At 58.1% G+C, this 21,358-nt stretch carries 21 protein-coding genes and 2 tRNA genes; 9 read left to right on the plus strand and 14 right to left on the minus strand.

From position 1 onward, the window contains the following. Positions 1 to 132 precede the first annotated feature (132 nt). Together IPM39_21130 and IPM39_21135 are read left to right on the plus strand one after the other, a co-directional pair. Complete coding sequence (locus IPM39_21130; protein MBK8988540.1) at positions 133 to 462, plus strand: hypothetical protein; 330 nt, start codon at positions 133 to 135, stop codon at positions 460 to 462. 294 nt (positions 463 to 756) lie between these two features. Continuing rightward, the gene (locus IPM39_21135) at positions 757 to 2,034 is read left to right on the plus strand and encodes a COX15/CtaA family protein (protein MBK8988541.1); all 1,278 of its coding nucleotides are present in this window, start codon (positions 757 to 759) and stop codon (positions 2,032 to 2,034) included. On the opposite strand, the gene IPM39_21140 is transcribed toward IPM39_21135, so the two are convergent. The 3 genes from IPM39_21140 to IPM39_21150 form a co-directional block, all read right to left on the minus strand. Continuing rightward, positions 2,000 to 2,383, minus strand: coding sequence for a hypothetical protein (locus IPM39_21140; GenBank protein MBK8988542.1), 384 nt, complete (start codon positions 2,381 to 2,383; stop codon positions 2,000 to 2,002). The genes IPM39_21135 and IPM39_21140 overlap by 35 nt on opposite strands. Continuing rightward, positions 2,344 to 2,814: a hypothetical protein gene (locus IPM39_21145; GenBank protein MBK8988543.1), complete on the minus strand. Its 471-nt coding sequence runs from the start codon at positions 2,812 to 2,814 to the stop codon at positions 2,344 to 2,346. The genes IPM39_21140 and IPM39_21145 overlap by 40 nt, the downstream gene beginning before the upstream one ends. 83 nt (positions 2,815 to 2,897) lie before the next feature. Next, positions 2,898 to 3,137 carry a hypothetical protein gene (locus tag IPM39_21150; protein ID MBK8988544.1) on the minus strand — a complete coding sequence of 80 codons (240 nt, stop codon included), beginning with the start codon at positions 3,135 to 3,137 and terminating at the stop codon, positions 2,898 to 2,900. A 214-nt stretch (positions 3,138 to 3,351) separates the two neighbouring features. On the opposite strand from IPM39_21150, the gene IPM39_21155 reads away from it, so the two are divergent. From IPM39_21155 to IPM39_21165, 3 genes are all read left to right on the plus strand, one after another. Next, the gene (locus IPM39_21155; protein ID MBK8988545.1) at positions 3,352 to 3,783 is read left to right on the plus strand and encodes a hypothetical protein; all 432 of its coding nucleotides are present in this window, start codon (positions 3,352 to 3,354) and stop codon (positions 3,781 to 3,783) included. A 375-nt stretch (positions 3,784 to 4,158) separates the two neighbouring features. Next, a complete protein-coding gene (locus IPM39_21160; GenBank protein MBK8988546.1) occupies positions 4,159 to 5,151 on the plus strand; it encodes a SurA N-terminal domain-containing protein in 993 nt (330 codons plus the stop codon). Between the two features lie 63 nt (positions 5,152 to 5,214). Continuing rightward, positions 5,215 to 5,988 (plus strand): hypothetical protein, encoded by a 774-nt coding sequence (locus IPM39_21165; protein MBK8988547.1) that lies wholly within the window; start codon positions 5,215 to 5,217, stop codon positions 5,986 to 5,988. A 146-nt stretch (positions 5,989 to 6,134) separates the two neighbouring features. Here IPM39_21165 and IPM39_21170 read toward each other — a convergent pair whose 3' ends face one another. The 5 genes from IPM39_21170 to IPM39_21190 all read right to left on the minus strand — a co-directional run bounded on the left by IPM39_21170 (position 6,135) and on the right by IPM39_21190 (position 11,258). Continuing rightward, positions 6,135 to 6,464, minus strand: a complete 330-nt coding sequence (locus tag IPM39_21170; GenBank protein MBK8988548.1) for a hypothetical protein — start codon at positions 6,462 to 6,464, stop codon at positions 6,135 to 6,137. Continuing rightward, positions 6,443 to 8,251, minus strand: coding sequence for a PPC domain-containing protein (locus tag IPM39_21175; protein ID MBK8988549.1), 1,809 nt, complete (start codon positions 8,249 to 8,251; stop codon positions 6,443 to 6,445). Before IPM39_21175 ends, IPM39_21170 begins: the two co-directional genes overlap by 22 nt. Positions 8,252 to 8,295: 44 nt before the next feature. Next, entirely contained in the window at positions 8,296 to 9,732 is a 1,437-nt protein-coding gene (locus tag IPM39_21180) for an LCP family protein (protein MBK8988550.1), read from the minus strand. Between the two features lie 186 nt (positions 9,733 to 9,918). Continuing rightward, complete coding sequence (locus IPM39_21185; protein MBK8988551.1) at positions 9,919 to 10,899, minus strand: aldo/keto reductase; 981 nt, start codon at positions 10,897 to 10,899, stop codon at positions 9,919 to 9,921. A 35-nt stretch (positions 10,900 to 10,934) separates the two neighbouring features. Next, positions 10,935 to 11,258 (minus strand): cupin domain-containing protein, encoded by a 324-nt coding sequence (locus tag IPM39_21190; GenBank protein MBK8988552.1) that lies wholly within the window; start codon positions 11,256 to 11,258, stop codon positions 10,935 to 10,937. Between the two features lie 163 nt (positions 11,259 to 11,421). On the opposite strand from IPM39_21190, the gene IPM39_21195 reads away from it, so the two are divergent. From IPM39_21195 to IPM39_21210, 4 genes are all read left to right on the plus strand, one after another. Further along, complete coding sequence (locus IPM39_21195) at positions 11,422 to 12,594, plus strand: MFS transporter (GenBank protein MBK8988553.1); 1,173 nt, start codon at positions 11,422 to 11,424, stop codon at positions 12,592 to 12,594. A gap of 148 nt (positions 12,595 to 12,742) precedes the next feature. Then, the gene (locus tag IPM39_21200; GenBank protein MBK8988554.1) at positions 12,743 to 12,985 is read left to right on the plus strand and encodes a hypothetical protein; all 243 of its coding nucleotides are present in this window, start codon (positions 12,743 to 12,745) and stop codon (positions 12,983 to 12,985) included. 60 nt (positions 12,986 to 13,045) lie between these two features. Further along, on the plus strand, positions 13,046 to 14,203 hold the full coding sequence (locus IPM39_21205; protein ID MBK8988555.1) for a hypothetical protein: 1,158 nt from the start codon (positions 13,046 to 13,048) through the stop codon (positions 14,201 to 14,203). Between the two features lie 100 nt (positions 14,204 to 14,303). Further along, positions 14,304 to 15,260 (plus strand): alcohol dehydrogenase catalytic domain-containing protein, encoded by a 957-nt coding sequence (locus IPM39_21210; GenBank protein ID MBK8988556.1) that lies wholly within the window; start codon positions 14,304 to 14,306, stop codon positions 15,258 to 15,260. Between the two features lie 94 nt (positions 15,261 to 15,354). On the opposite strand, the gene IPM39_21215 is transcribed toward IPM39_21210, so the two are convergent. The 6 genes from IPM39_21215 to IPM39_21240 all read right to left on the minus strand — a co-directional run bounded on the left by IPM39_21215 (position 15,355) and on the right by IPM39_21240 (position 21,189). After that, positions 15,355 to 15,792, minus strand: a complete 438-nt coding sequence (locus IPM39_21215; protein ID MBK8988557.1) for a response regulator — start codon at positions 15,790 to 15,792, stop codon at positions 15,355 to 15,357. 194 nt (positions 15,793 to 15,986) lie between these two features. After that, positions 15,987 to 18,446, minus strand: a complete 2,460-nt coding sequence (locus IPM39_21220) for a leucine--tRNA ligase (protein MBK8988558.1) — start codon at positions 18,444 to 18,446, stop codon at positions 15,987 to 15,989. 124 nt (positions 18,447 to 18,570) lie between these two features. After that, a tRNA-Ala gene (locus IPM39_21225) sits at positions 18,571 to 18,643 on the minus strand. A gap of 460 nt (positions 18,644 to 19,103) precedes the next feature. Next, a tRNA-Ala gene (locus tag IPM39_21230) sits at positions 19,104 to 19,176 on the minus strand. 92 nt (positions 19,177 to 19,268) lie between these two features. Then, a complete protein-coding gene (locus IPM39_21235) occupies positions 19,269 to 20,618 on the minus strand; it encodes a hypothetical protein (GenBank protein MBK8988559.1) in 1,350 nt (449 codons plus the stop codon). Further along, positions 20,611 to 21,189 carry a GNAT family N-acetyltransferase gene (locus IPM39_21240; protein ID MBK8988560.1) on the minus strand — a complete coding sequence of 193 codons (579 nt, stop codon included), beginning with the start codon at positions 21,187 to 21,189 and terminating at the stop codon, positions 20,611 to 20,613. Before IPM39_21240 ends, IPM39_21235 begins: the two co-directional genes overlap by 8 nt. Positions 21,190 to 21,358 lie beyond the last annotated feature (169 nt).

Raw genomic sequence — 21,358 nt, forward strand, 5'->3', positions numbered from 1 at the left:
AAAACGGGGCGTGGCAGGTCGGCTTAAATTCGATTTTGGCTATAATGCGCCGGAAATCGGGGCCAATCAGGCTTCACCGGCTCCATCCCCGACCCGCGCTCTACGGCCTACGACATCTTGTCGGCGCGTTACGTGGTTGCGCCGGTTCCGTTGGATGATTACATAGCGGGTGAACGGCCGTTAACCCTCATCGGCAACAGGGGGGCGGCCTGGGTGTATGAGCGGGCGCGGGTGCTGCCTTTGGCGCGGCTGGTGGGCAGGGTGGAAGTGATCGGCGACGAGGCGGCGGCCATCGCCCGCGTCCATGCGGCCGATTTTGACCCGGCGGTAACGGTGATTTTGGACACGCCGCCGCCGTGTGTCGTGGATGCGGGCGGAGGGCACGGCCGTCATCCGGGAACAGCGCGACGGCTACTGGCAAATCGAAACGGACAGCCGCCGTGGCGGTGCTGTTGGTCCTGAGCGAGACCGATTACCCCGGCTGGCGGGTGACGGTAGATCGGCCGTCCGGCCCAATCATTAACGGCGTATACCACCATCCGCGCCGTGTGCGTGCCTGCCGGGGCGCACGTTGTGGAATGGTCGTTTGTGCCGACGGTGTATGGCTGGGGTGGGCTGTTGACGTTGATGGGATTGGTGGTGGTGGGAACGGCCGTCTGGCAAATCCGCCGCCGACAATAGAGCATTTTGGGAGCGCAGGCGTCTGGCCTGCCAGGAGCGGGCGGGACGCCCGCGCTCCTATTTTTCGAGGAGTCTATGCAACATCATTCAAGTAGAGCGATTACTATTTGGCTGACGATCGTTGGTTTTTTGGTAGTGTTTTTGGTGCTGTTTGGCGGCTGGGTGCGCCTGACACGCTCTGGGTTGTCGATTGTGGAGTGGAAGGTGATCACCGGCATCCTGCCGCCGCTGACGCAGGAAGCGTGGGAGCGCGAGTTTGCCGAATATCAGCAAACGCCGGAATTCCAGAAAATTCACTACGCCATGACGCTGCCAGAGTATGAGTTCATCTATTACAACGAGTATATCCATCGCCTGGTGGCACGGCTGACGGGGCTGCTGTTTGTGCTGCCGCTGTTTTACTTTCTGTGGCAAGGCATCATCCCCTGGCGCAAGTCGGGTATTTATTTGCTGATTGGGCTGGGTTTTGCCTTCCAGGGATGGTTGGGCTGGTACATGGTGAGCAGCGGGCTGGTTGACCGGCCCAGCGTAAGCCATTACCGGCTGACGGCCCATTTGCTGGCGGCGCTGACGCTGTTGGCGCTCTGTTTTTGGGCAGGGTTGGACAATGTGTATGGCCGGGAACGGCCGTTAGACCGTCCCCAACGTCGCAGCGCCCAGGCATTGGCCGTATTGATGGTCGCTATTTTGCTGCTGCAAATCGCTTATGGCGGGCTGGTGGCCGGTCTGAAAGCTGGCCATGCCTCCAGCACCTGGCCGTTGATGTTTGGCCGTCTTATCCCGCCCGGTCTGCTATCTTACGTGGAACCCTGGTGGAAGAACCTGGTCGAAGTGCCGGTGACGGTGCATTACGTTCACCGCTGGTTGGCCTTTGTTGTGCTGCTGGCGGTATTTCTGGTCTATTGGGTGGCGCGCAAACGGGGATTTTATACGGCCGTGCGCCAGGGGCTTTTCTGGTTGTTGGGATTGGTCAGCCTGCAGATCGCCCTGGGCGTCAGCGTGATCTGGTTCCGCGTGCCGGTTTGGTTGGCTTTGGTCCACCAGGGCACAGCCATCACCCTGCTGCTGCTGGCCCTGTACCTGAACCATCGAATTCGGTATGCTCAACCCTGTCCCAGCCATCGCGACCGGCACCGGTCGCCGCCCGGCCAGAAGTGTGTCGAAAAAGGTTGGACGCAGATTTGCGATTTGGCTTTTGAAATGGTCACGATTTGGCCAAATCACCTTCGACAGACAAGGACAGTTCCGAGGGAGTTCGTCACCGCTCCGGCTATGCGTCCTTTTCCTTCGAAGACTCGTCAATGCAGTCCACAAACGGTTAAAAACCCCGCCGGGCGGCGCTTTGCTGGCTGACGCGCACGGTAGACATGGAAACCATGTGGAAGAGGCGGCGCAGTTCTGATTGATTCAATCCGGCGCTGAGCGCCTGGTAGAAACCGATTTCGTCGGCCAGCTTTGCACTTGGCTTGGGCGCTGCTGGCGGCTTGCCTTTGGTTTTGAAGCCCAACGCCGGTTGGTTCAGCCCATCGACAAAACCCACATAAGCCAGGGTGTACAATTCTTGCTTCAACAATTCGCGGGCGGTGCGGGCCACTTCCTGGGCGCGCTGCCGGGAGGTGTTGTCTTCGCCGTCTGAGTAGACGATGACGATGCAGCGTACCATTACCCCACTTTGGCGTAACTGCTGCGTGTAGAGCAGCATGTTGGCCAGCCCGCCAGCCACGGCGTCGTACAGGGCGGTGCAGCCGCGGGTCTAAAGACTTGGCGCGTCCAGCCGGGGGCATCCGGCAGCCCGACGTACCCGTGAAGCAGCTTGACGCTGTCGTTAAACAGGATGGTGCTGACCAGGATGTCTTCGGCGTCCAGGGAATGGCTCAGGGCCGCCAGGTAGTCGTCGTTGTAAGCCTGGATCAGGTCGGCGGCGTGTGGGGTCATCGAGCCGCTGACGTCGATGATGTTCATCGCCAGGGTGACCTCGTTGGTTGCCAGTTGATCGAGGGGGACGCCAACGGCCGTGGCCATTGTCGGCCCGTGCAAATTCGCCACCACCAAATCCAGCGTATCCTCCGTCAACCCGTCATCCAGCGCTCCGGCGAATAAGTCCTTTAAGTTACCAAGTCCGTTGTTGTTCATGTTATCTCCGTGGTCCGTAATCCGTAATCCGTGGTCCGTAATCCGTGGCCCGTGAACCGTATTCCGAAATCCCAAATCCGAAATCAAAACGGCAGTTTGTCCGTGCTGTTGATAAAGTTCACGCCTTGCTGCTCGAAGTCGGCGAAGCGCTTCAGGGCGATGGCGTGAAAATCCACGTCCGGGTGGACGACCGGCGAGGTGCAGTCGCGCAGGAAGTAGATTTTTTGCAGCGCGTCGGGCTTGGCGCTGAAATCTTCGACCAGGTCTTCGACCGTTTCCAGCACACAGTGGCTTTCCGCTTCGCCGGCCATCAAGTACCACATCGGCGTCGGCCAGGGTGTCCAGGAAGGCTTTGTTTTTGCCGCCCAGCGGGTGATTGGGCACGGGCACTTCCGGCTGGATGATGGAGTAATGTTCGGTCAGCGGGATGCTGCCCTTGGTGAGCCAGGTGGGCTGTGTTTTGCGCGCCAGGCTGTGCCACATCACCGCGGCAAAAAGTTCCGGGTCTAGCGCGTTGCCGATGCTGCCGATCATGACGTGATAGGGCCAGATGGTGAGGGTCTTTTTGGCCTCCTCTTCCAGCTGCTTGACATAATTGGTGGACTGCACGGGGGCGACCAACGGCCGCCATTTGCCGTCTTTGATGTCCTGGTAGGTAATCATGGTAAAGGGCGGCGGGTGATGGCCCTGGTCGTCGGCCCACCAGGCCGGATGGAAAATCTGGTGCGGCAGGTGCGAATCCAACGAACAGGTGATGTTGGTGATACGGTCGGCGTGAGTGTAGATGAACTCGATCAGCCGCTGAATGTCGCCGGCAGCGCCGGGAACGTGCAGGCTGCCCTGGGCATGGCAAAAATCGACCTGCATGTCGATGATGACCAGGTGGATTTTTTGTTTGTCCTCTGTAGCTGGGGGCAAACCGCTCTGTTGGGCGGCCGCAGCGATGGTGGCTACGTCGGCGTAGTATAATGTTCCAATGCGGTTGGGGTCGTAGAAATCGGGAAAATTGTTCATGGGACGGTCACTCCTTTGATAGTGTTTTTATTACACTAATTGATATACGGCCAGTATAGTGTATATCTGACACTTTGTCAACTATCAAGTTTCATCATCGCCAGAACCAGGTGAGCGATGGATATCCCAGTACGTGAGTTTATGATGTGAAAAGAGGGTTGTCTGGGATGGGGAAGGGTTGGTCAATTTGCTGACCAGATATGCCTGGGTATAATCTTATCAGACATATAGATGAACATTATGTCATTTTTGGGTAACGAGTTGGGCAGGCGGCTGAAATGCGCTGAGGGTTTTTTGCACTCGGATACCTCATTTATACGAGTAATGAACATGCAACGATTCTATCATATCTTTTTTGTGGGGTTGATGGCCCTTTTGTTGGTCGCTTGTGGGCAAGATGATGCCACTCCGATGCCGACTAGCCTGCCTACGGCCGTAACTGAAAACCCTTCTGTCGCCGCCGTGTCTTCAGAAACTGTGCCATTGGCTGCGCCCGCGGATACGGCCGTGCCCCCCACACCCACACCCAGCGCTCCGTTAGCGGCTACTGTGAATGGCGCGCCGCTCTATTTGTCGGATTATGAAGAGGAATTGGCTCGTTATGAACAGGCCCAGGCCCAAACCGGGCTAACAGGCGACAACGCTGATTACCGTGACACTGTTTTGCAGGTCCTTATCGAACGCCTGCTGATCTTGCAGGCCGCCGAAGCCGCCGGCATTGTCGTATCGCCAGAGATGGTGGATAACAAACTGGCCGAACTGCGCGCCTCTGCGCGTGGCGACGACAACTTTAGCGCCTGGCTGGAAGCCAACCGCTGGACAGAAGCGCAGTTCCGCGAGGCGTTGATGGCCGAAATGGTCGCCGGGCTGATGCGCGACCAGGTGACGGCCGACGTGCCCCGCGTGGCCGAACAGGTAAACGCCCGTTACCTTCAGGTAGATGACGCCGCGCTGGCTCAGGAATTGTGGCAGCGCGCCAAAAATGGCGATGATTTTGCCTTTTTAGCCCGGCAAAACTCGTTGGATCGGGTGACGGGTGAGTTGGGTGGCGAATTGGGCTTTTTTGCCCGCGGTTGGTTGTGGGTTCCCCAGGTGGAGGAAGCGGCGTTTGCTTTGCAGCCCGGCGAAGTGAGTGATGTGATCACGGTGACGGGGGAAGACGGCCGTCAGACTTTCTATTTGGTACAGGCGATCGCCCGCGAACCACAGCGCGCTTTAGACTCGAACGTGCTGTACACCCTGTTGTTGGCCGACTTTGAAGCGTGGCTGGCCGATTTACGGCAGCAAGCGGATATCGTGTTGTTGGTGAATCCCAACACCTGATAGTATTGGAAAAAGGAATTGAGCCGAACAAACAAACAGCGGACAGGATGTGTTGGTAGTTTTTTGAATGTACTCACAGCGGCGCTGCTGTTTATGGCGCTGCTGTTGATGGTTGGTTTTGCCCTTGTTGTATTCTGGCCTGGCGGACGAGCGGCGGCGGTAGACCTGACGGCCGTTGTCCGGCAGCGATGGCAGGAAGCGGCGGCTACCACCACACCCCTGCCCACCGTCGCTGGCCTGGCTTTGCTGCCCACGCTGACGCCCACGTCATTGCAACCTACCTGGACCCCCCAGGCTCCAGACGCCACAGCAACGCCGCAGCCCACCACAACGGCCCGGCCCACTTATACGCCATCGCCTGTGCCCACATTTCCCACGCGCACACCGACGCCCACCCAAACGCCGACGCCAACCAACACTCCCACAGAAACGCCGCCCGGCCCTTCGCCCACAGCCAGCGCCACGCGGTCGCAGTATCTTTTCACCAGGTCAGATAACAGCCCGTTTTACCTGCAAAATTATGCCAACGCCGCTGGCTGTGGTTGGATGGGCGTTGCCGGAGAGGTGTTGGACCTGAATCGGAATCCGGTACCGCCGGGCAGCTATCAGGTTCATGTGTGGGGCAGCGGCGTAGATGTGCGGCTGCAAGTAGGCAGCTCGCCGGCGTACAGCCCGTCTGGTTGGGAGCAGTTTTTATTTGATTCGCCGGTGATTCGGGATTATGAAGTGCAGTTAGAGTCGTCTAACGGCACGGCCGTTTCTCTCGCTTATCGGGTGCAGACCCGCGCTAGCTGCAACCAGAACCTGGTTCGTATTGATTTTGTACAAAACCATTAGTACCCGTATTCGGTAATCCGTATCCAGTATTCCGTTTCTGGCAAATGCCACCGGAAAACCGTATATGGACTTCGGTTTGCGGTTACTAGCGGCAGCCGGGAGATGAAGAAGACACCGGCAGATCTCCGTCCTCCATGCCGTTGTGCCTAACGGGAGATGGTTAAGGTATAACGGCCGCCTTCGTCGAAAAATTCACTGAGAACAATGCCCCAACGGCCGTTTTCCGGCAATGAGATGGTGTAGCTCTCTGGCTCGCCGGCCTGTCCCTGGTCTATGCGTAGATAGGCACGGCCGTTAGGCGACAGCAGGGTTAGGCTGAAGTCGCTGGTAGCCGTTTCTGTGGTTACGTCCAGGGTAATGGTTTCGTTTTGACTGCCATCAAAGTAGTAAACCAGGCTTTGTTTGGGTTCCAGCGTGCCGGAGACAGGGCTGCCGAAAGCCAAAACACCCCCATTTACCGGCGCGGCGACAGGCATGGCCGCCAGCCGAATTTCATAATTGCCAGCGCGCCATTAAAATCGCGCACCAGGATCAGGTATTGTCCATCACCGGGCAGGGTCACATCAATCAGTTCATTTTCGTTTTGCAGGAAATTGTCTTGGGTAGCAAGGCGGTTGATAGATTCGTCCAGCAGCCAGAGTTCCAGGTCCAGCGTAGGGTTTAGCGGTTTCACTTCAATCATCACCAGGTCGCCGCTCTTGCCGCTGAAGAACCAGGCGTGGGCTTCGTGGGCGCGCAGCGTTTCTTGCCGCAGGTCGCCATAGGTCAGGTCCCCGGCGTCGTAGAAATTAGCTGTGCTTTCGCCGCCTTCGTTTAAGGAAAGGGTGTACGGGCCGCTGTTGCCGGCGAAGCTTTGCACCAGGATGGTGTATTCGCCGCTGGCCGGTAGTTCAAACCCGGAGATGAGTTCGGCGTCACCGCTGAACCCTTCGTCCAGGGCTACCAGTTGACGGCCGTCTGGACCGTACAAGTTGAGCAGGGCGTCGAACCCCTGGTTGGGGGTGACGACGATGCTGATCAGCGTTCCGGCTGTGCCGCTAAACGTCCAATAATGCTGGCCGTTGGGCGGCAGATCGCTTTGGATGCTTTGCCCGGCGCGAATTTGCCCACCGCCACCATAGATGGGGCTGTTGGAGAGGATGAGGTCCAGCACATAACGGCCGGACTCGCTGAAAAATTCGCTGACTTCGATGAGGTAACGGCCGTTATCCGTCAGCAGCAGGTCGGCGGCCGTTTCAATGTCTCCGGCATACCCATGATCAATACGGGCGACGGTTTGCCCGGCCGGGTCTATCACGGTTAAGGTGAGGTCCAGGTTGTTGGTCGCCGGCCGCAGCGAGATGGTGGCGTAGGCTGGCCCGGAATTGGTGAAGGTCCAGACATCGTTGGTGGTGGGTTCTAAACGGCCGTTGACCGATTCGCCGCTGGCTATTTCCCCCACCACCCGCAAACGGCCGCTGCTGTTGGGCAGGCCGCTGTCCAGATCATGGACCAGGATGGTTTCCATCATCTGGCTAAACAGGGTTTGATAGCGTTCCCATTCTGGCAGGGTGGCGCTGAAAACGTAAATGGCCTGGGTGTTGTTGAGCGGGGAAACGGCCGTGTCGTCGGTGGTGAGAAACAAAATGCGGGTGACAAGATTTTGCCCCCGTTCCGGTGGGAACAAAATCGGGTTCCCCAAAATATCCACGTAGGCCCCGGCTATGCCCGGCAGCAAGACGGGCGTGATCTCGCTGACCCGCCGGTCTGCGGCCTGAATGTCGGCCAGAATCAGTTCCAGGGCGGCCGCCGGTTGGCCGGGCGGTAGATTGAGGTTAGTGACCAGCCCGGCCAGAAAGGCGCCGGTCTGGATGTCTTTACCGGCCAGCACGCTGCTGCCCACGCGCTGCGAGTTGGCAGCCATCAGGTTGATCAGACCCAGGGGGCTGTTGAGTACGGTGCTGTCTAGCTGCAAACTGCCGGAAAGATTCTCCCATTCTGGCGGGATGGCGATTTGCAAACCGGTGGTATCGTTGCCCAGGCGCTGCCAATTTTTCAGAAAGCTGCTGGTTGGTTCGGGGGTTGGTTTGGGCGGAGGGCTGGGGGTTGGTTTGGGGCTGTTGCTGGTGGCGGTTGGCTGTTGGGCAACGGCCGTTGTCCCGGCTGAACTGGTGACGGCTGGTTCGAGAAAGGCCTGGCTTCCGTTTCTATCGGCAATTGGTTGGCAGGCTATCGTTGTGAACAGGAGGGCAATAACCAGGCCCGACCAGCCCTTTTTGTGCATCGATCTCCTCTGCTAAGGTGTGCAATTTTGTCGCAGACAGGCAGTTATTGTCCGGGTACTTGCCAATCGCTGCCTAGAATAATCAGCAAATCATAATCCCCGTCTGGGCTGCTGCCGCTGCTGACGTTCAGCGGCGGGATGCCCATCAATTGAATCAGGAAGCGTTGGGTGTGTGGATGGTTCCCATAATCAATGATTTGCGTCGCGCGATAGGTGGCTGCATCTGCGTTGCCCACCGCAGTGACGTTGACATTTTGCGTTTTCAGGTAGGTTTCGGTCAGGCTGGCCAGACCAAAAACAGGCGTGCCGTTATAAACGGCCACCCGCGCATTTTCGGCGGCCATCAGGCCAGGGAGATTCTGGATTTCCGGCGTGGGTATAACTGGCGGTGTGAACAGCTCGTTCCGCAGCTGGCGGATATTTTCGCGGTTGGGCACTAAAACCTGACGGCCGTCTGGCGTTGTTTCCGCATAGACATAATCGTAATTGATCACCGAGGTTTTGATGCTGCTGCGCGGGATGTCTTGTACCAGCAGCGCCAGTTGCAGCGCTTCTTCCAGCGACATATCGGTGCGCACGTTGGCTTGCAGCGCCTGCCACAAAACCGGCGCCCTGCCGACCAGGGTTGGCAGCATATTCAGGCTTAAAATGCGGTCGCGCACGGCCAATACCACCGCTTGCTGGCGGCCGGCGCGGTCCACGTCACCGCCAAAGGTCGCCCGCGTCCGGGCATATTTCAGGGCGCTCGCACCATCCAGATGTTGGTCCCCAGCTTCAATCTGAAATGGCTCATACCCGTAACAGCGGTCAGGATAGGTCGGATCGTCAATAGCTTCCGGCACAACAATGTCAATGCCGCCAATTTCGTTCACCACGGTCACGAATCCGTCAAAATTAACGGTCGCATAATAATCTATCTTAACGCCCAAAAAGGCCTCGACCGTTTCCACCGCCAGCGCCGCGCCGCCGCCGGGATATTCATAGGCTTCGCCGTAGTAATTAGCTTGGTTGATGCGGTCCACCCCTACGCCGGGGATTTCGACCCACATGTCGCGGGGCAGCGAAAGGATACCCGCCGAAAGCCCTACCGGGTCTACCGTCACCAGCATCATGCTGTCTGTATGATTGGGGCCATCTTCGTCGCAGCGTTGGTCAATACCCAGCATCAAAATGGTCACCCGCTCCTGTCCACTCCAGGGCTTGACGGCATCTGTTACCAGATTGATGGGAGACGTGTTATTACCAGGGGTTGCAGGAATAGAAGCGTCGGCCGCCGTTTGTGGCTGGTTGGCTGCTTCTTCTACCAGTCCAAAATCGGGGTTGGTCACTTCCCAGGAAGAGGTCATCTCGCGGACTGTACGGAACAACCAGATAGAACTCCCTACCACAATGACCAGAAGCGTCAGCCCAATGAGGGCGACGGCCCAAAGAGGCAGTCGTACCCCAGATGGGGATCGGCGTTTAGGTGTACTTGATGTCATATCATTTCAAACCTTAAAGCAAATCTGCGGCAGGCATTATAACATAAAATGTGAATGTGGCAGACAAAGGGTAGTCTTGCCTGTGCGCGGCGTGGTTGAATGGGTCTGGATGGCAAACCCTTGTGGTAAATAAAGGCGAATGTGGGGGGGTGAATTCAATCGTCTGTCTATTTTGGTGAACGGCCGTTAGCCATGCCCCAAAACCGGGTGGGGTTGGTAAGGTTCCACCAGGTGCTGCAGCTCTTCGCCCGACAGGATGATTTCGCTGGCCGCCACTGCTTCTTCCAACTGATACATCTTGCTGGCGCCGATGATCGGCGCGCTGACGCCCGGTTGGTGCAGCAGCCAGGCCAGGGCGATTTGTGCTGGTTTGACGCCCCGTTCTTCGGCCACCGATACCACCCGGTCCAGAACGGCAAAATCGGCATCGGCGTAATACATGCTTTGGGCGTACGCATCGCTTTTTGCCCGTTGGGTTGAGCCTTGCCCTTTCACGCGCCGGTTGCCGGCCAGGAAGCCCCGCGCCAGCGGACTCCAGGGGATAATTCCCACACCCTGGTCAATGCAGAAAGGAATCATTTCTCGCTCTTCTTCCCGATAAACCAGGTTGTAATGGTTCTGCATCGCCACAAAGCGCGTCCAGCCGTGTAAATCGGCCGTATATTGCGCTTTGGCGAACTGCCAGGCAAACATGCTGGATGCGCCGATATAGCGGGCTTTTCCGGCCTTTACCACGTCGTGCAGCGCTTCCATCGTTTCTTCGATGGGGGTGTCGTAGTCCCAACGGTGAATCTGGTACAAATCCACGTACTCCATGTCCAGCCGGCGCAGGGAATTGTCTATGGCTTCCAGGATGTGTTTGCGCGACAACCCGCCGCCATTGGGTCCTTTGCCGATGGGGAAGTAGACTTTGGTCGCTACCACCACTTCGTCGCGCTGAGTCATCTCTTTGAGTAATCGCCCGGTTACTTCTTCGCTGACGCCCAGCGAATACATATCGGCCGTGTCGAAGAAGTTGATGCCGATTTCCAGAGCGCGTTGGATAAACGGCCGTGCCGCCGCCTCGTCCAACACCCAATCCCGCCACGTTGGCGTGCCATAGGTCATCATTCCCAAACAGATACGCGAAACCTTTAATCCCGTTTGTCCCAATCGAACGTATTTCATGACGCTATTCCTTGGCGAAAATGCCGGATACTGGCCTATGGTTGGCGGCGGGCTTCCAGGCAGACGACACCATCTGGCCCAACGGCCGCGTTGTGGCGCACGCCGGCCGGTAAGTCCAACCGGTCGCCGGGTCGCAAGATGGTGGGGTCATCTACAACAGGAAAGCCAAAGGTGATGGAACCAGACACCACGTAAACCACTTTGTGGTAATCGTGAACATGGGCGTCGTAATAATCGCCCGGATTGTTGGACCAGCGATATGGTTCCAGGTTCTCGCTCAGCATGAGCTGGCGCAGTTCTTCCTCGGTTGGCTGGTGTTTGTAAGGCCATTTGGCGACGTGAATGATATTGTCTTGCATGTTGTGCCTCGTCTCATGGGTGAACCTTGTGACCCCTTGTTGGTCTAGAGGATTATAACCCCTGGCTTCTTTCCTGGGCAACTTTGCTGCTGCCTTGATGGGTTGGGCCGCTGTTTTGGGGGTTAACTGTTGTTTTGTTTGCTTGTTGGTTACACTTCCGTTTGTGAATCAATCAAATGCACCTCGATTTCGCTGGCAGTTGGCAGCCATCACCCTGGCCCGCCTGTTTTTGAATACCGGTTTGCGCATGGTGTATCCCTTTGCCCCAGCCTTTGCGCGGGGGTTGGATGTGCCGGTGACGGCCATCTACCGGCTGATTGCTGTGCGCAACGTCGCCGGTTTTTTTAGCCCGGTCTTAGGACCATTGGCGCTGCGATACGGCCGTAAAGTCATGATGATGGCTTCCGTGCTGCTGTTTGCGTTGGGCTGTCTGTTGGTGGTGGTCTGGCCTGCTTATTGGTCTCTGGGGGTTGCCCTGACGCTGTTGGCGTTTGCCAAAGTCATCTTTGATCCAGCTATGCAATCTTATGTGAGCGATGCTGTGCCTTATCAGCAGCGCGGCAAGGCGTTGGCCGTTACCGAGTATGCCTGGTCGCTGGCTTTTATTGTGGGCGCGCCGGCCGTCGGGCTGGCGATTCAGGCGCAGGGTTGGTCGGCCCCGTTTTTTTGGTTGGGGGTGTTGTCGTTGACGGCCGTTTTTATTCTCTGGCGTATTCTGCCGCGCCGGGTGCGCCGGGTGCGCGAAGGCGCTGGTTGGCGTGAAACGGCCGTTGCGCTGCGCCGTAACCCGGTCATCTGGCTGGCTTTTGTTTACATTACCCTGGCTATTGCCGCCAATGAAATTTTGTTTATTGTCTATGGCGACTGGATGGAGAGCAGCTTTAACCTGACACTGGCCAGCCTCGGTCTGGCTTCCGGGGTAATTGGCGGCTCGGAGATTGTCGGCGAAACGTTTGCCGGGTGGTCGGTAGACAGGTTTGGCAAACGGCCGGTTATCATTACGACAGCTATTTTGAACAGCCTGCTCTACATCCTCATCCCCCACACCAGCGCCAGCCTGATGGCGGCGTTGATCACCCTCTTTTTTCTATTCCTTACCTTCGAGATTACGCTGGTGGGCGGGATGCCGTTGATGACTGAATTGGTCCCTCAATCGCGCGGCGTGGTGATGACGATAGTTCTGGCGGCCATGTCCATGGGGCGTTTGTTGGGTTCTACCATTGGCCCGCTGATTTGGGAGCATGGTGGGTTTGTGTGGAGCGGGCTGGCGTCTGGGGTGATTATGGGCACGGCCGTTTTCATCCTCTACCGCTGGATTCGTGAGGGGGAAGCGTGATGGCCGGGCTGTGAAGGGAGGGCGATTTTCCCAACCGCCCTACTCTGGGAAATGTCACCCTGCTGGTTTTGTGTTATGCTTTTAGCTGGTATACGGTAACGGCCGTTGGCCGCCTGTCTATCTTGTTTTCAGCAAGCGGCGCATAGTGATGGTTGTGAAATATTGTTACATCTGTAACCAAAACCCAGACCAGCGCGGCGACGAAGCCGCACTTGCCGCCGGTGAATACTGCCCTATTTGCAACCAGCCGGCCTGCCGCCGTCACCTTTCTGTGGTGCGTTGGCGTTGGCGCGAGACCGGCGCTCTGGGTTCGGCCCTGGTTTGCAAAGAGTGCGTGCGCACGTATGCTCACCGCGGTTGGGATGTGTTTCGCCGCGATTGGATTACCTGATGCCTGCTGGCTGTCAGGTGGTTGCTCGGCCTGGCACGGCCGTCAGATGGGTGAGAGAAGATGAAAAACCAGCAGCGTTTGCTTCCAGGCTCTATCGTGTTGAATGTCGTATTGCTCCTGGCGGTCATCTATTTATGGCTGCGTCCCGCGCCACCGACGGCGACGCCCATTGCTCAGGCGACTTCCGCTCCATTGGCCGCCACCGCCACCTTTACGCCATCACCATCGCCCACCCATACACCCTTGCCAACTGAAACGCCGCCGCCCAGCCCAACGGCCGTTGTGCCCACAGAGACGCCGCAGCCCAGCCCAACGGCCGTACCCACAGACATCCCGCTGCCAACCGAAACCCCACTTTCCACCGCCCCGGCTGAACCTACCATCGCCCCCACCATTGCCAGCGAAACCGTTACTGGCCCTGGTTGGCTGCGTTACGCCAATCAGTTCCGCCTCCAGGGCGGCGTGTCGCTGCTCTCCGAAAATACACTCTGGACGGCCGGCAGCCTGGCTCACAGCCGCTATATGGTCTTGCACAACATTGCCACCCACTTCCAAGACCCTGAACTCGAGGGGTACAGTTTGGAAGGGGCCCAAGCAGCAGCCAACGGCAATATCGCCATGAGCGGATCGGCCGGCGTCTCCCTTATCTGGCCTTTTGATTATTGGATGTCTGCTTCCTTCCACGCTTTGCCGATGCTGGATCCGCAGTTGCAGGATGTTGGTTACGGCGATTACCGGGACGCCAGCAGCGCCGCTGGCCTGACGGCCACGCTAGATGTTAAACGAGGCATCAACCAGTCGCTAACCGATTTCCCTTATCCGCTCACCTTTCCTAAAGATGGGGGGCAAACCTGGGTGACAACCTTCAACTTGCCGGAGTTTCCCGACTCGGCGGCCGGCTGCGCCGGATATACGCGGCCTCTGGGCGCGCCCATCATCGTGCAAATTGGCCCCGGCGACCAGACGCCAAATGTCAGCCAAACCGAACTACTGCGCGGCGGCGTATCGGTCCCCCACTGTGTGTTTACGGAGACCACCTATACCAACAGCAGCCCGTATTGGCAGGGTATTGGGCGGCGTATTTTGGATGAGCGTGACGCAATTGTTATTTTGCCTCGCTCACCGTTGGAAGTGGGACAGCGCTACACGGTGACGGTCGTCAATGGGCAGACGATTCAGTGGCAGTTTGACGTGGTGACGCGGCCAACGGACTATTGAATGCTGCGGAAAGGTTTGGTGACTGGTTTGATGGTTTGTTTGCCAGCCCACCAATAAATTAACAAACCAACCGACTGAGTAGTTACCAGGAGTTACACCGATGCAAGCAGTATGGTTGACCAACGGCCGTCTTGAATTTCGCACCGATTATCCCCAACCCGTACCCCAGGATGGCGAAGCGCTCGTCCGTGTCTTGTTGGCCGGTATTTGTTCGACGGACCTGGAGATGGTGAAGGGGTATAAAGGCGCTTTTAGCGGTGTACTGGGACACGAGTTTGTGGGAGTGGTGGAAAGCGCCCCAGATGCCGTCTGGCACGGCCGTCGTGTAGTGGGCAGCATCAACAGTGGCTGTGGGCAGTGCGACGTGTGCCGCAGCCAGGGGGCGGAACATTGCCCGCGCCGCCGGGTGCTGGGCATTTTGGACAAAGATGGTGTTTTTGCCGACTATGTGACCCTGCCGCAAAGCAATCTGCTGGCCGTGCCGGACGCCGTGTCGGACGAAGCGGCCGTTTTTACCGAACCATTGGCTGCTGCCCTGCGCATTCGGGAACAGGTGCAGGTACGGCCGTCGGCGCGCACGGCCGTACTCGGTCCGGGTCGCCTGGGGCTGTTGGTGGGGCAGGTATTGGCGCTGGCTGGCGGCGACGTGGTGATGCTTGGGCGCAGTCGGCATTCGTTGGAACGGCCGTTGGCTTTGGGCCTGGCCGCCGGCCTGGCAGATGAGTTCGCTGATCACAGTTTTGACTTTGTGGTGGAGGTGACGGGCAATGAGGCGGGGTTGGCGACGGCGCTGAGAGTGGTACGGCCGTTGGGCACAATCATCCTCAAAAGCACTTTCGTCGGTCGGCCGGCCGTCCATTGGAACGACGTAGTGGTTAATGAAATAACCCTCGTCGGCTCGCGCTGCGGCCCTTTTGCCCCGGCGCTGCGTCTGCTGGAGCAGGGCAAAATCAACGTGCAAGCCCTGGTGGAGGCAGAATACCCACTGCGGCAGGGACTTGTGGCTTTTGCCCATGCCGGCCAGCCAGCGGTGCGGAAGGTGCTGCTGCGGCCGTGATAACCGTCAACAGTTCATTGCGCCGGAGACGGCCGTCTCCCCCTCCACAATCCCAAATCGGGTGGGAAACGGCCGTATCCAACTAACCAACCAATCAGCTTCTATTCCGCGTCGCCACGTCAAAAATAACGGCAGCTGCCAGCACCGCGCCGCGCACCATATACTGGTAAGAAATGCCAATGCTCATCAAATTCATGCCGCTCGTCAGCGAAGCCATGGCAATGGCGGCTCCCGCTCTTAAAAGGCCCTGGACGTAAATGTCGTCGTCGTAGGCGCTGACAATGAGAATGCGCAGATGGGGATATTGGGTGCGGATGTGGTGGATTTCGGCCAGGGGTTCAAAACCGGGCATGTTGATGTCCATGATGAGCAAATCGGCCGGCTGCCCGGCCAGCGCCTGCATCAATTCCACCCCGTTGCCCACCTCGGCAATGATGGCTAGATTGTCCAGGTCTTGCAGCGCGTTGCGGATGCCAGCACGGACCAGGTCGTGGTCATCGGCCAGAATAATGCGGGTGGCTTGTTCAGTCATGGTTTGGTCATGCTGGGTGTGAGTGGAAGAATTTGTCGGCGGTCATCCGCGGCAAAGTTTCCAGACGACCTGATTGGGGCGGGGCTGTGGTCATTTCACACCGTCCTGCGCCAAAACTTAGAGGCGCGCAAGGCTGCCAGCCAAACGATATTGCAGCATAGAATTGGCAACGGCCGTTGCCACACCCCCGCCGCCTACATCACAATATTCACCAACCGCCCCTTCACCACAATCACCTGACGCGGCGATTTCCCCTCCAGGTAACGCTGCACATTCTCCGCCGCCAGCGCCGCCACCTTGATTTCCTCGTCGGGCGTCCCGGCGGGAACCGTCACCCGGTCGCGCACTTTGCCGTTCACCTGCACCGCGATGGTTATCTCTTCTTCTCTGGCGATGTCCTCGTCCCAAATGGGCCAGGGCTGTTGGTGGATGCTGTATGCCCCGCCGCGCTGCGCCCACAGCTCTTCGGTGATGTGCGGCGCAATGGGGGCCAGCAGCAGCAGCAGATTCTCGATGGCTTCGTTCCAGGCAACGGCCGTCACATGTTGGTGGCGTTGGGCTTCACCCAACAGATTGCGCAGTTCCATCAGGGCGGCAACGGCCGTGTTGAACGAAAAGCTCGCCATATCCTGTGTCACCTTGCGGATGGTCTGGTGGGTCTTGCGGCGCAGCCCCTTGGCTGCCGCCTCATCCACCTGGCCCGCCTGATAGGCGTGTATGCCCACCGACCACACATCATTCAATAAACGCTGCGGGCCGCGAATGCCATCGTAATTCCAGGGGCCGCCCTGGTCCCATTTGGTGAAGAACATCAAATAGGCGCGCACCGTATCCGCGCCATATTTTTGCACCAGATTGTCCGGGGCCACCACATTGCCGCGCGACTTCGACATCTTCTCGTTGTCTTCGCCCAGCACCATGCCCTGATTGTGCAGCGCCAGCATCGGCTCATCGAAGGCCACCAGCCCCATCTCGCGCATCGCCTTGGTGAAAAAACGGGTGTAGATCAGGTGCATGGTGGCGTGTTCAATGCCGCCGGTGTATTGGTCCACCGGCAGCCAATACGCTCCTTCGTCCGGGTCAAATGGTCCGTCGTCATAATCGGGACTCAGATAACGGTATTGATACCACGAGGAACACATAAAGGTGTCCATGGTATCCGTCTCGCGCAGGGCCGGTCCGCCACAGGTGGGGCAGGTGGTATGGATGAACGACTCGTGGAATTTCAGCGGGCTTTCGCCGGTGGGCATAAACTCAACGTCTTCCGGCAGCATCACTGGCAGTTCTTCGTCGGGCACGGGCACAGCGCCGCAGTTGGCGCAGTAGACCACCGGGATGGGCGCGCCCCAATAGCGCTGGCGGCTGATCAGCCAGTCACGCAGGCGGTAGTTGATGGCTTCGTCGCCGGCGTTGTGGGCCGTCAGCCAATCAATGGCGGCGGCGATGGAGGGATTTTTGCGACCTTTGTCATCGGTAACGGCCGTGCCATTAATTGCCGCACTGTTCACCATCACACCGGGGCCGATATAAGCGGCCGTCATCTCGTCGGCATTCAATTCGCCTGTCTCCGGGGCAATCACCGGGATGATGGGCAGGCCAAAGGTACGCGCAAACTCAAAGTCGCGCTGGTCGTGGGCCGGCACAGCCATAATCGCGCCAAAGCCATAGCCCATCAACACATAATCGGCCACCCAAATGGGGATGCGCTGCTCGTTGACCGGGTTGACGGCATACGCACCGGTGAAGACGCCGGTCTTGTCCCGGTCGGCCGCTTCGCGGTCTATATCTGTCAGGCGCTGCGCCTGTTCGCGGTAGGCGCGCACGGCGGCGGCCTGTGTTGGCGCGGTGATTTTATCCACCAGGGGATGCTCCGGGGCCATCACCATGAAGGTTGCCCCCCACAAAGTGTCCGGCCGGGTGGTGAAGATGGGCATCTCGTCACCAAATTCCGTCTTGAAGACGACGTTGGCCCCTTCAGAACGGCCGATCCAGTTGGTTTGCATCACCTTCACCCGCTCCGGCCACTCTATGCCGCTGAAGTCCAACAACTCTTCGGCGTAATCGGTGGTCTTAAAGAACCACTGCTCTAGCTCTTTTTTAATGACCGGTGTACCGCACCGCTCGCAGTGGCGGTCGTCGCCCCACACCTGTTCGCGGGCCAGGGTGGTATTGCAGTGGGGACAAAAATCTACGGCTGCTTTTTCGCGGTAAGCCAGCCCCAACTCAATGAGCTTTTTGAAGAACCACTGGGTCCATTTGTAATATTTAGGGTCGGCGGAGACCGCTTCGCGCTCCCAGTCGAACATGGCCCCCATGCTGCGCAGTTGGCCGCGCATCCGCTCGATGTTGGCGTAAGTCCATTTTTGCGGATGGACGTTGTTTTTGATGGCGGCGTTTTCGGCCGGCAGGCCGAAGGCGTCGAAGCCCATCGGGAACAGCACGTTGTACCCCTTCATGCGCATGAAACGGGCGCGGGCGTCGCTGGGCGTCATGGCATACCAGTGGCCGATGTGCAAATCGCCCGATGGATAAGGCAGCATGGTCAGGGCGTAATGCTTTGGTTTGCTTTTGTCCACCACCTGCCGGTACAGGCCCGTCTCTTGCCACTTTGCCTGCCATTTGGGTTCCAATTCTTGCGGGTTGTAGCTGCTCATTGCCTCTCCTGAGAATTTTGGATTTTGGATTTCCACACGCCGAAATTCCAAATAAAAAGCTCCTTTTTCGTTCAGAGACGAAAAGGAGCTTCCGCGGTACCACTCTGATTGATGGAAAATTAAATGGACCTGAAGGGGTTCGAACCCTTGACCTCCACAATGCCATTGTGGCGCTCTCCCAATTGAGCTACAGGCCCTAAATGATTTACAATTTGCGATTTCGGATTTACGATTGAGGATTTTACCCATAATTCCTAAATCGTCAATTCAGAAAACCGCAAATGGATTATCCATCCACTCTAGCACGTAACGGGTGCGACTCGGCAGGGGCTAATGTGCGTATTCGGTAATCCGTAGTAGTGTCCAGAAGCCAGTATTCAGTATTCAGTTTTCAGTGCGCGTTTTCCAGCGTTAACGCCGACTGAAAACTGGTCACTGGTCACTGGTAACTACTGCTTTCTTTCACCCCAGCAGCTCCCAGGCGAGTTCGGCGATTTGTTTGTTGCGCTTTCAGCCGGTGGCGCAACTCTCTACCGTTCACAATTGGCAATTGACCATTCACAACTGCCTATTTCTCCACGCTTACTACTCCTGTTCACAGCTTTTGTGTATGTGGTTGTCAAGAAAAACCGGGTTTGTTGCTAAAACCCGGTTTAATGGACCTGAAGGGATTCGAACCCTTGGCCTCTACAGTGCGATTGTAGCGCTCTCCCAGCTGAGCTACAGGCCCTTAGGCGAGCGGTATGTTAGCCCAGGCTGGGCGAGTTGTCAAGCGGTGATTGCCTTGTAGAGTGGCGGAATACGGCCGTTTCCATCCAGTTCTTATGGCGTAGGCGAAGGGGCAATGGTGGCGGGGGGCACGGCCGTTTCCCTCGCCTCAGGCAGGCCAATCAGGTCGGCCCACAAAGCGTCTAGCGTGGCAAATATGGCGTTGTCCGGCAGGGTCGTCCATTGACCATCCAGCAAGCCCGTTGGCCCACGCACCACCAACACCGTTTGTGGCGATGTGGCCGTCTGGCTGGTATTGAAGGTGCGCAAGCCGGGTTGCAGCAGGTTGCTTTTCACCAGTGTGGTCGTCAGGCTGATGGGGGATGTGGCCGTTAGTGTGCCGGTGAAGACGACCCCGGCCGTGTCCACGCCAATCAAAGCGCCATCGGCCAACAGCGTCAGCCTGGCGCCATCGGCGCGGCGGTATTGCACCAGGGCGTCCAGCGGGAAGAGGCGGTCCGGTTGGGGCAGGGCGCTGGGTTCTATTTTGGCCGCCAACCGCTCGTCCAACCACAGATACAAGGGCAGCAGTGTGTCTGGCAAGGCCAGTTCCGGGCAGGTGATCAACCCCTGCCAGGTTGTTTCGCCATAGGTTACGGCCAGTGTCTCCAATGGGCTGCCCAAACATTCGACGGTGTATTCACTTTGCCAACCGGCCGGCGATTGGTCGGTTAATCGCTCTAGTGGCAGGATGGGTGGGTTTTCCGGGGTGGGCGGGCTGATTTGCGGTTCGGTTGCCAGCCAGGTCCAGACACGGCCGTCACTTGTCAGGGCAATGGAATGGGTCGGGGCATAGGGCGAGGCCGAGCGGCGCAGTCCGACGATGGTATCGGGCGGGAAGTGGGGGCCTAAAGCGGCCGTCAGGTAGTTTTCAATGCTTGCCAAAAGGACGGAGTCTTGCAGCCAGCCTGCGCCGCTGAGTCCCTGGTTGGGCAGGCTGTATTCGACATAAACACAGGTATCGCAGCCTTCGGGCAGCGGCGCCAGGTCCATTTGCGGCAGGGCGCTGTTTAGCTCTAGCATGATGCCCGCCTGGTTGGTACGTTTGCGCGCTGCGCCAGTTGCCTCGTCCACGGTGATAATTTCGGCGGCGATGCTGCCCTGGAGCCGCCGGTCCAGGCCCAGGGCGGGGATCTGGTAGCGCAGTTCAACGGCCGTATCGCCAAAGGGGATGGGGGTATTGGGTACGGCCGTTGGCCGGGCCGGCGGCGGGGTAATGGTTGGCAGCGGACCGGCGGTGGGCTGCGGCGTAAAGGTAGGTTGCAGCGTCACAGGTGGACGCGGCAACAGCGCGCCCACCGCTTGTTCATTGGCATCCGGCGTAGCTGAATTGGCGCAGCCACTCAGCAGACCGGCGGCCAGCAGGAGCGCCAACCAGAATAACATACCGGGTTGTCTACGCATGGATTTCATCATCGGGAAACCTGACAAAAATCATTGAGTCGCGCAGTTCATGGGTGATGTGATTGCGCCGTTCGTGGCGCAGGGTGGCTTCGTGGACAAAGTTGGCGCGGCGGGCGACGGCGATGCTGCGGCTGTTCAGGGCGTCGCAGCGGATTTCTACCCGTTTGGCGCCAAGGGTGTGGACGGCAAAATGGTAGACGGCCGTTACCGCTTCCGCAACATATCCCTGGCCGGTGTATGGTGTACTCAGCCAGTAGCCAATCTCAAATTTGGGCACGTCCCAATCAATGCGGTGCAGCCCGCTGCCGCCGATGATGGTGTTGGTCCCTTTCAACAGCAGCATCAGCCACAGGTCTTCGCGGGTCAAAAAGCGGGCGTAACCGCGCCGGACATTGGCCTCGCTAGCCTCAAGGGTCGGTTCTTCCATTGCCCAGGGCATCCACGGCCGTAATTCCGGCAAGGATTCACGCACGGCCGCGTTCAAAGATGGCCCGTCTCCAGGCAAAGGGCAGCGGATCAGCAGTCGCTCTGTCTCAAATTCATGGGGGAAGTCGCGTAAAACAGGTTCCATACCGGCAATTGTCCCCTAAATTGTCACCGCCGCCAATGATGAATACGGCCGTGGGGTAGAAGCGTATAATCATTCGCCCCACCTCATAAAGTCGCAAAGACCCCTTAAGCGAAATGGACAGTTTACGTCGTTAAACTTTGGCGCTGTGGCGGTGCGTCAATGCCATGTC

It is taken from the genome of Candidatus Leptovillus gracilis (assembly GCA_016716065.1).
Classification (GTDB): Bacteria; Chloroflexota; Anaerolineae; order Promineifilales; family Promineifilaceae; genus Leptovillus; species Leptovillus gracilis.

What these genes read in the sequence shown, in the direction of transcription:
- IPM39_21150 (MBK8988544.1), bottom strand. Translation starts at nt 3,137, where the DNA reads ATGTGGTACTTGATGGCCGGCGAAGCGGAAAGCCACTGTGTGCTGGAA.
- IPM39_21140 (MBK8988542.1), bottom strand. Translation starts at nt 2,383, where the DNA reads ATGCTGCTCTACACGCAGCAGTTACGCCAAAGTGGGGTAATGGTACGC.
- IPM39_21215 (MBK8988557.1), bottom strand. Translation starts at nt 15,792, where the DNA reads ATGACTGAACAAGCCACCCGCATTATTCTGGCCGATGACCACGACCTG.
- IPM39_21145 (MBK8988543.1), bottom strand. Translation starts at nt 2,814, where the DNA reads ATGAACAACAACGGACTTGGTAACTTAAAGGACTTATTCGCCGGAGCG.
- IPM39_21180 (MBK8988550.1), bottom strand. Translation starts at nt 9,732, where the DNA reads ATGACATCAAGTACACCTAAACGCCGATCCCCATCTGGGGTACGACTG.
- IPM39_21160 (MBK8988546.1), top strand. Translation starts at nt 4,159, where the DNA reads ATGCAACGATTCTATCATATCTTTTTTGTGGGGTTGATGGCCCTTTTG.
- IPM39_21235 (MBK8988559.1), bottom strand. Translation starts at nt 20,618, where the DNA reads ATGCGTAGACAACCCGGTATGTTATTCTGGTTGGCGCTCCTGCTGGCC.
- IPM39_21210 (MBK8988556.1), top strand. Translation starts at nt 14,304, where the DNA reads ATGCAAGCAGTATGGTTGACCAACGGCCGTCTTGAATTTCGCACCGAT.
- IPM39_21175 (MBK8988549.1), bottom strand. Translation starts at nt 8,251, where the DNA reads ATGCACAAAAAGGGCTGGTCGGGCCTGGTTATTGCCCTCCTGTTCACA.
- IPM39_21190 (MBK8988552.1), bottom strand. Translation starts at nt 11,258, where the DNA reads ATGCAAGACAATATCATTCACGTCGCCAAATGGCCTTACAAACACCAG.
- IPM39_21240 (MBK8988560.1), bottom strand. Translation starts at nt 21,189, where the DNA reads ATGGAACCTGTTTTACGCGACTTCCCCCATGAATTTGAGACAGAGCGA.
- IPM39_21200 (MBK8988554.1), top strand. Translation starts at nt 12,743, where the DNA reads ATGGTTGTGAAATATTGTTACATCTGTAACCAAAACCCAGACCAGCGC.
- IPM39_21205 (MBK8988555.1), top strand. Translation starts at nt 13,046, where the DNA reads ATGAAAAACCAGCAGCGTTTGCTTCCAGGCTCTATCGTGTTGAATGTC.
- IPM39_21135 (MBK8988541.1), top strand. Translation starts at nt 757, where the DNA reads ATGCAACATCATTCAAGTAGAGCGATTACTATTTGGCTGACGATCGTT.
- IPM39_21170 (MBK8988548.1), bottom strand. Translation starts at nt 6,464, where the DNA reads ATGCCTGTCGCCGCGCCGGTAAATGGGGGTGTTTTGGCTTTCGGCAGC.
- IPM39_21185 (MBK8988551.1), bottom strand. Translation starts at nt 10,899, where the DNA reads ATGAAATACGTTCGATTGGGACAAACGGGATTAAAGGTTTCGCGTATC.
- IPM39_21220 (MBK8988558.1), bottom strand. Translation starts at nt 18,446, where the DNA reads ATGAGCAGCTACAACCCGCAAGAATTGGAACCCAAATGGCAGGCAAAG.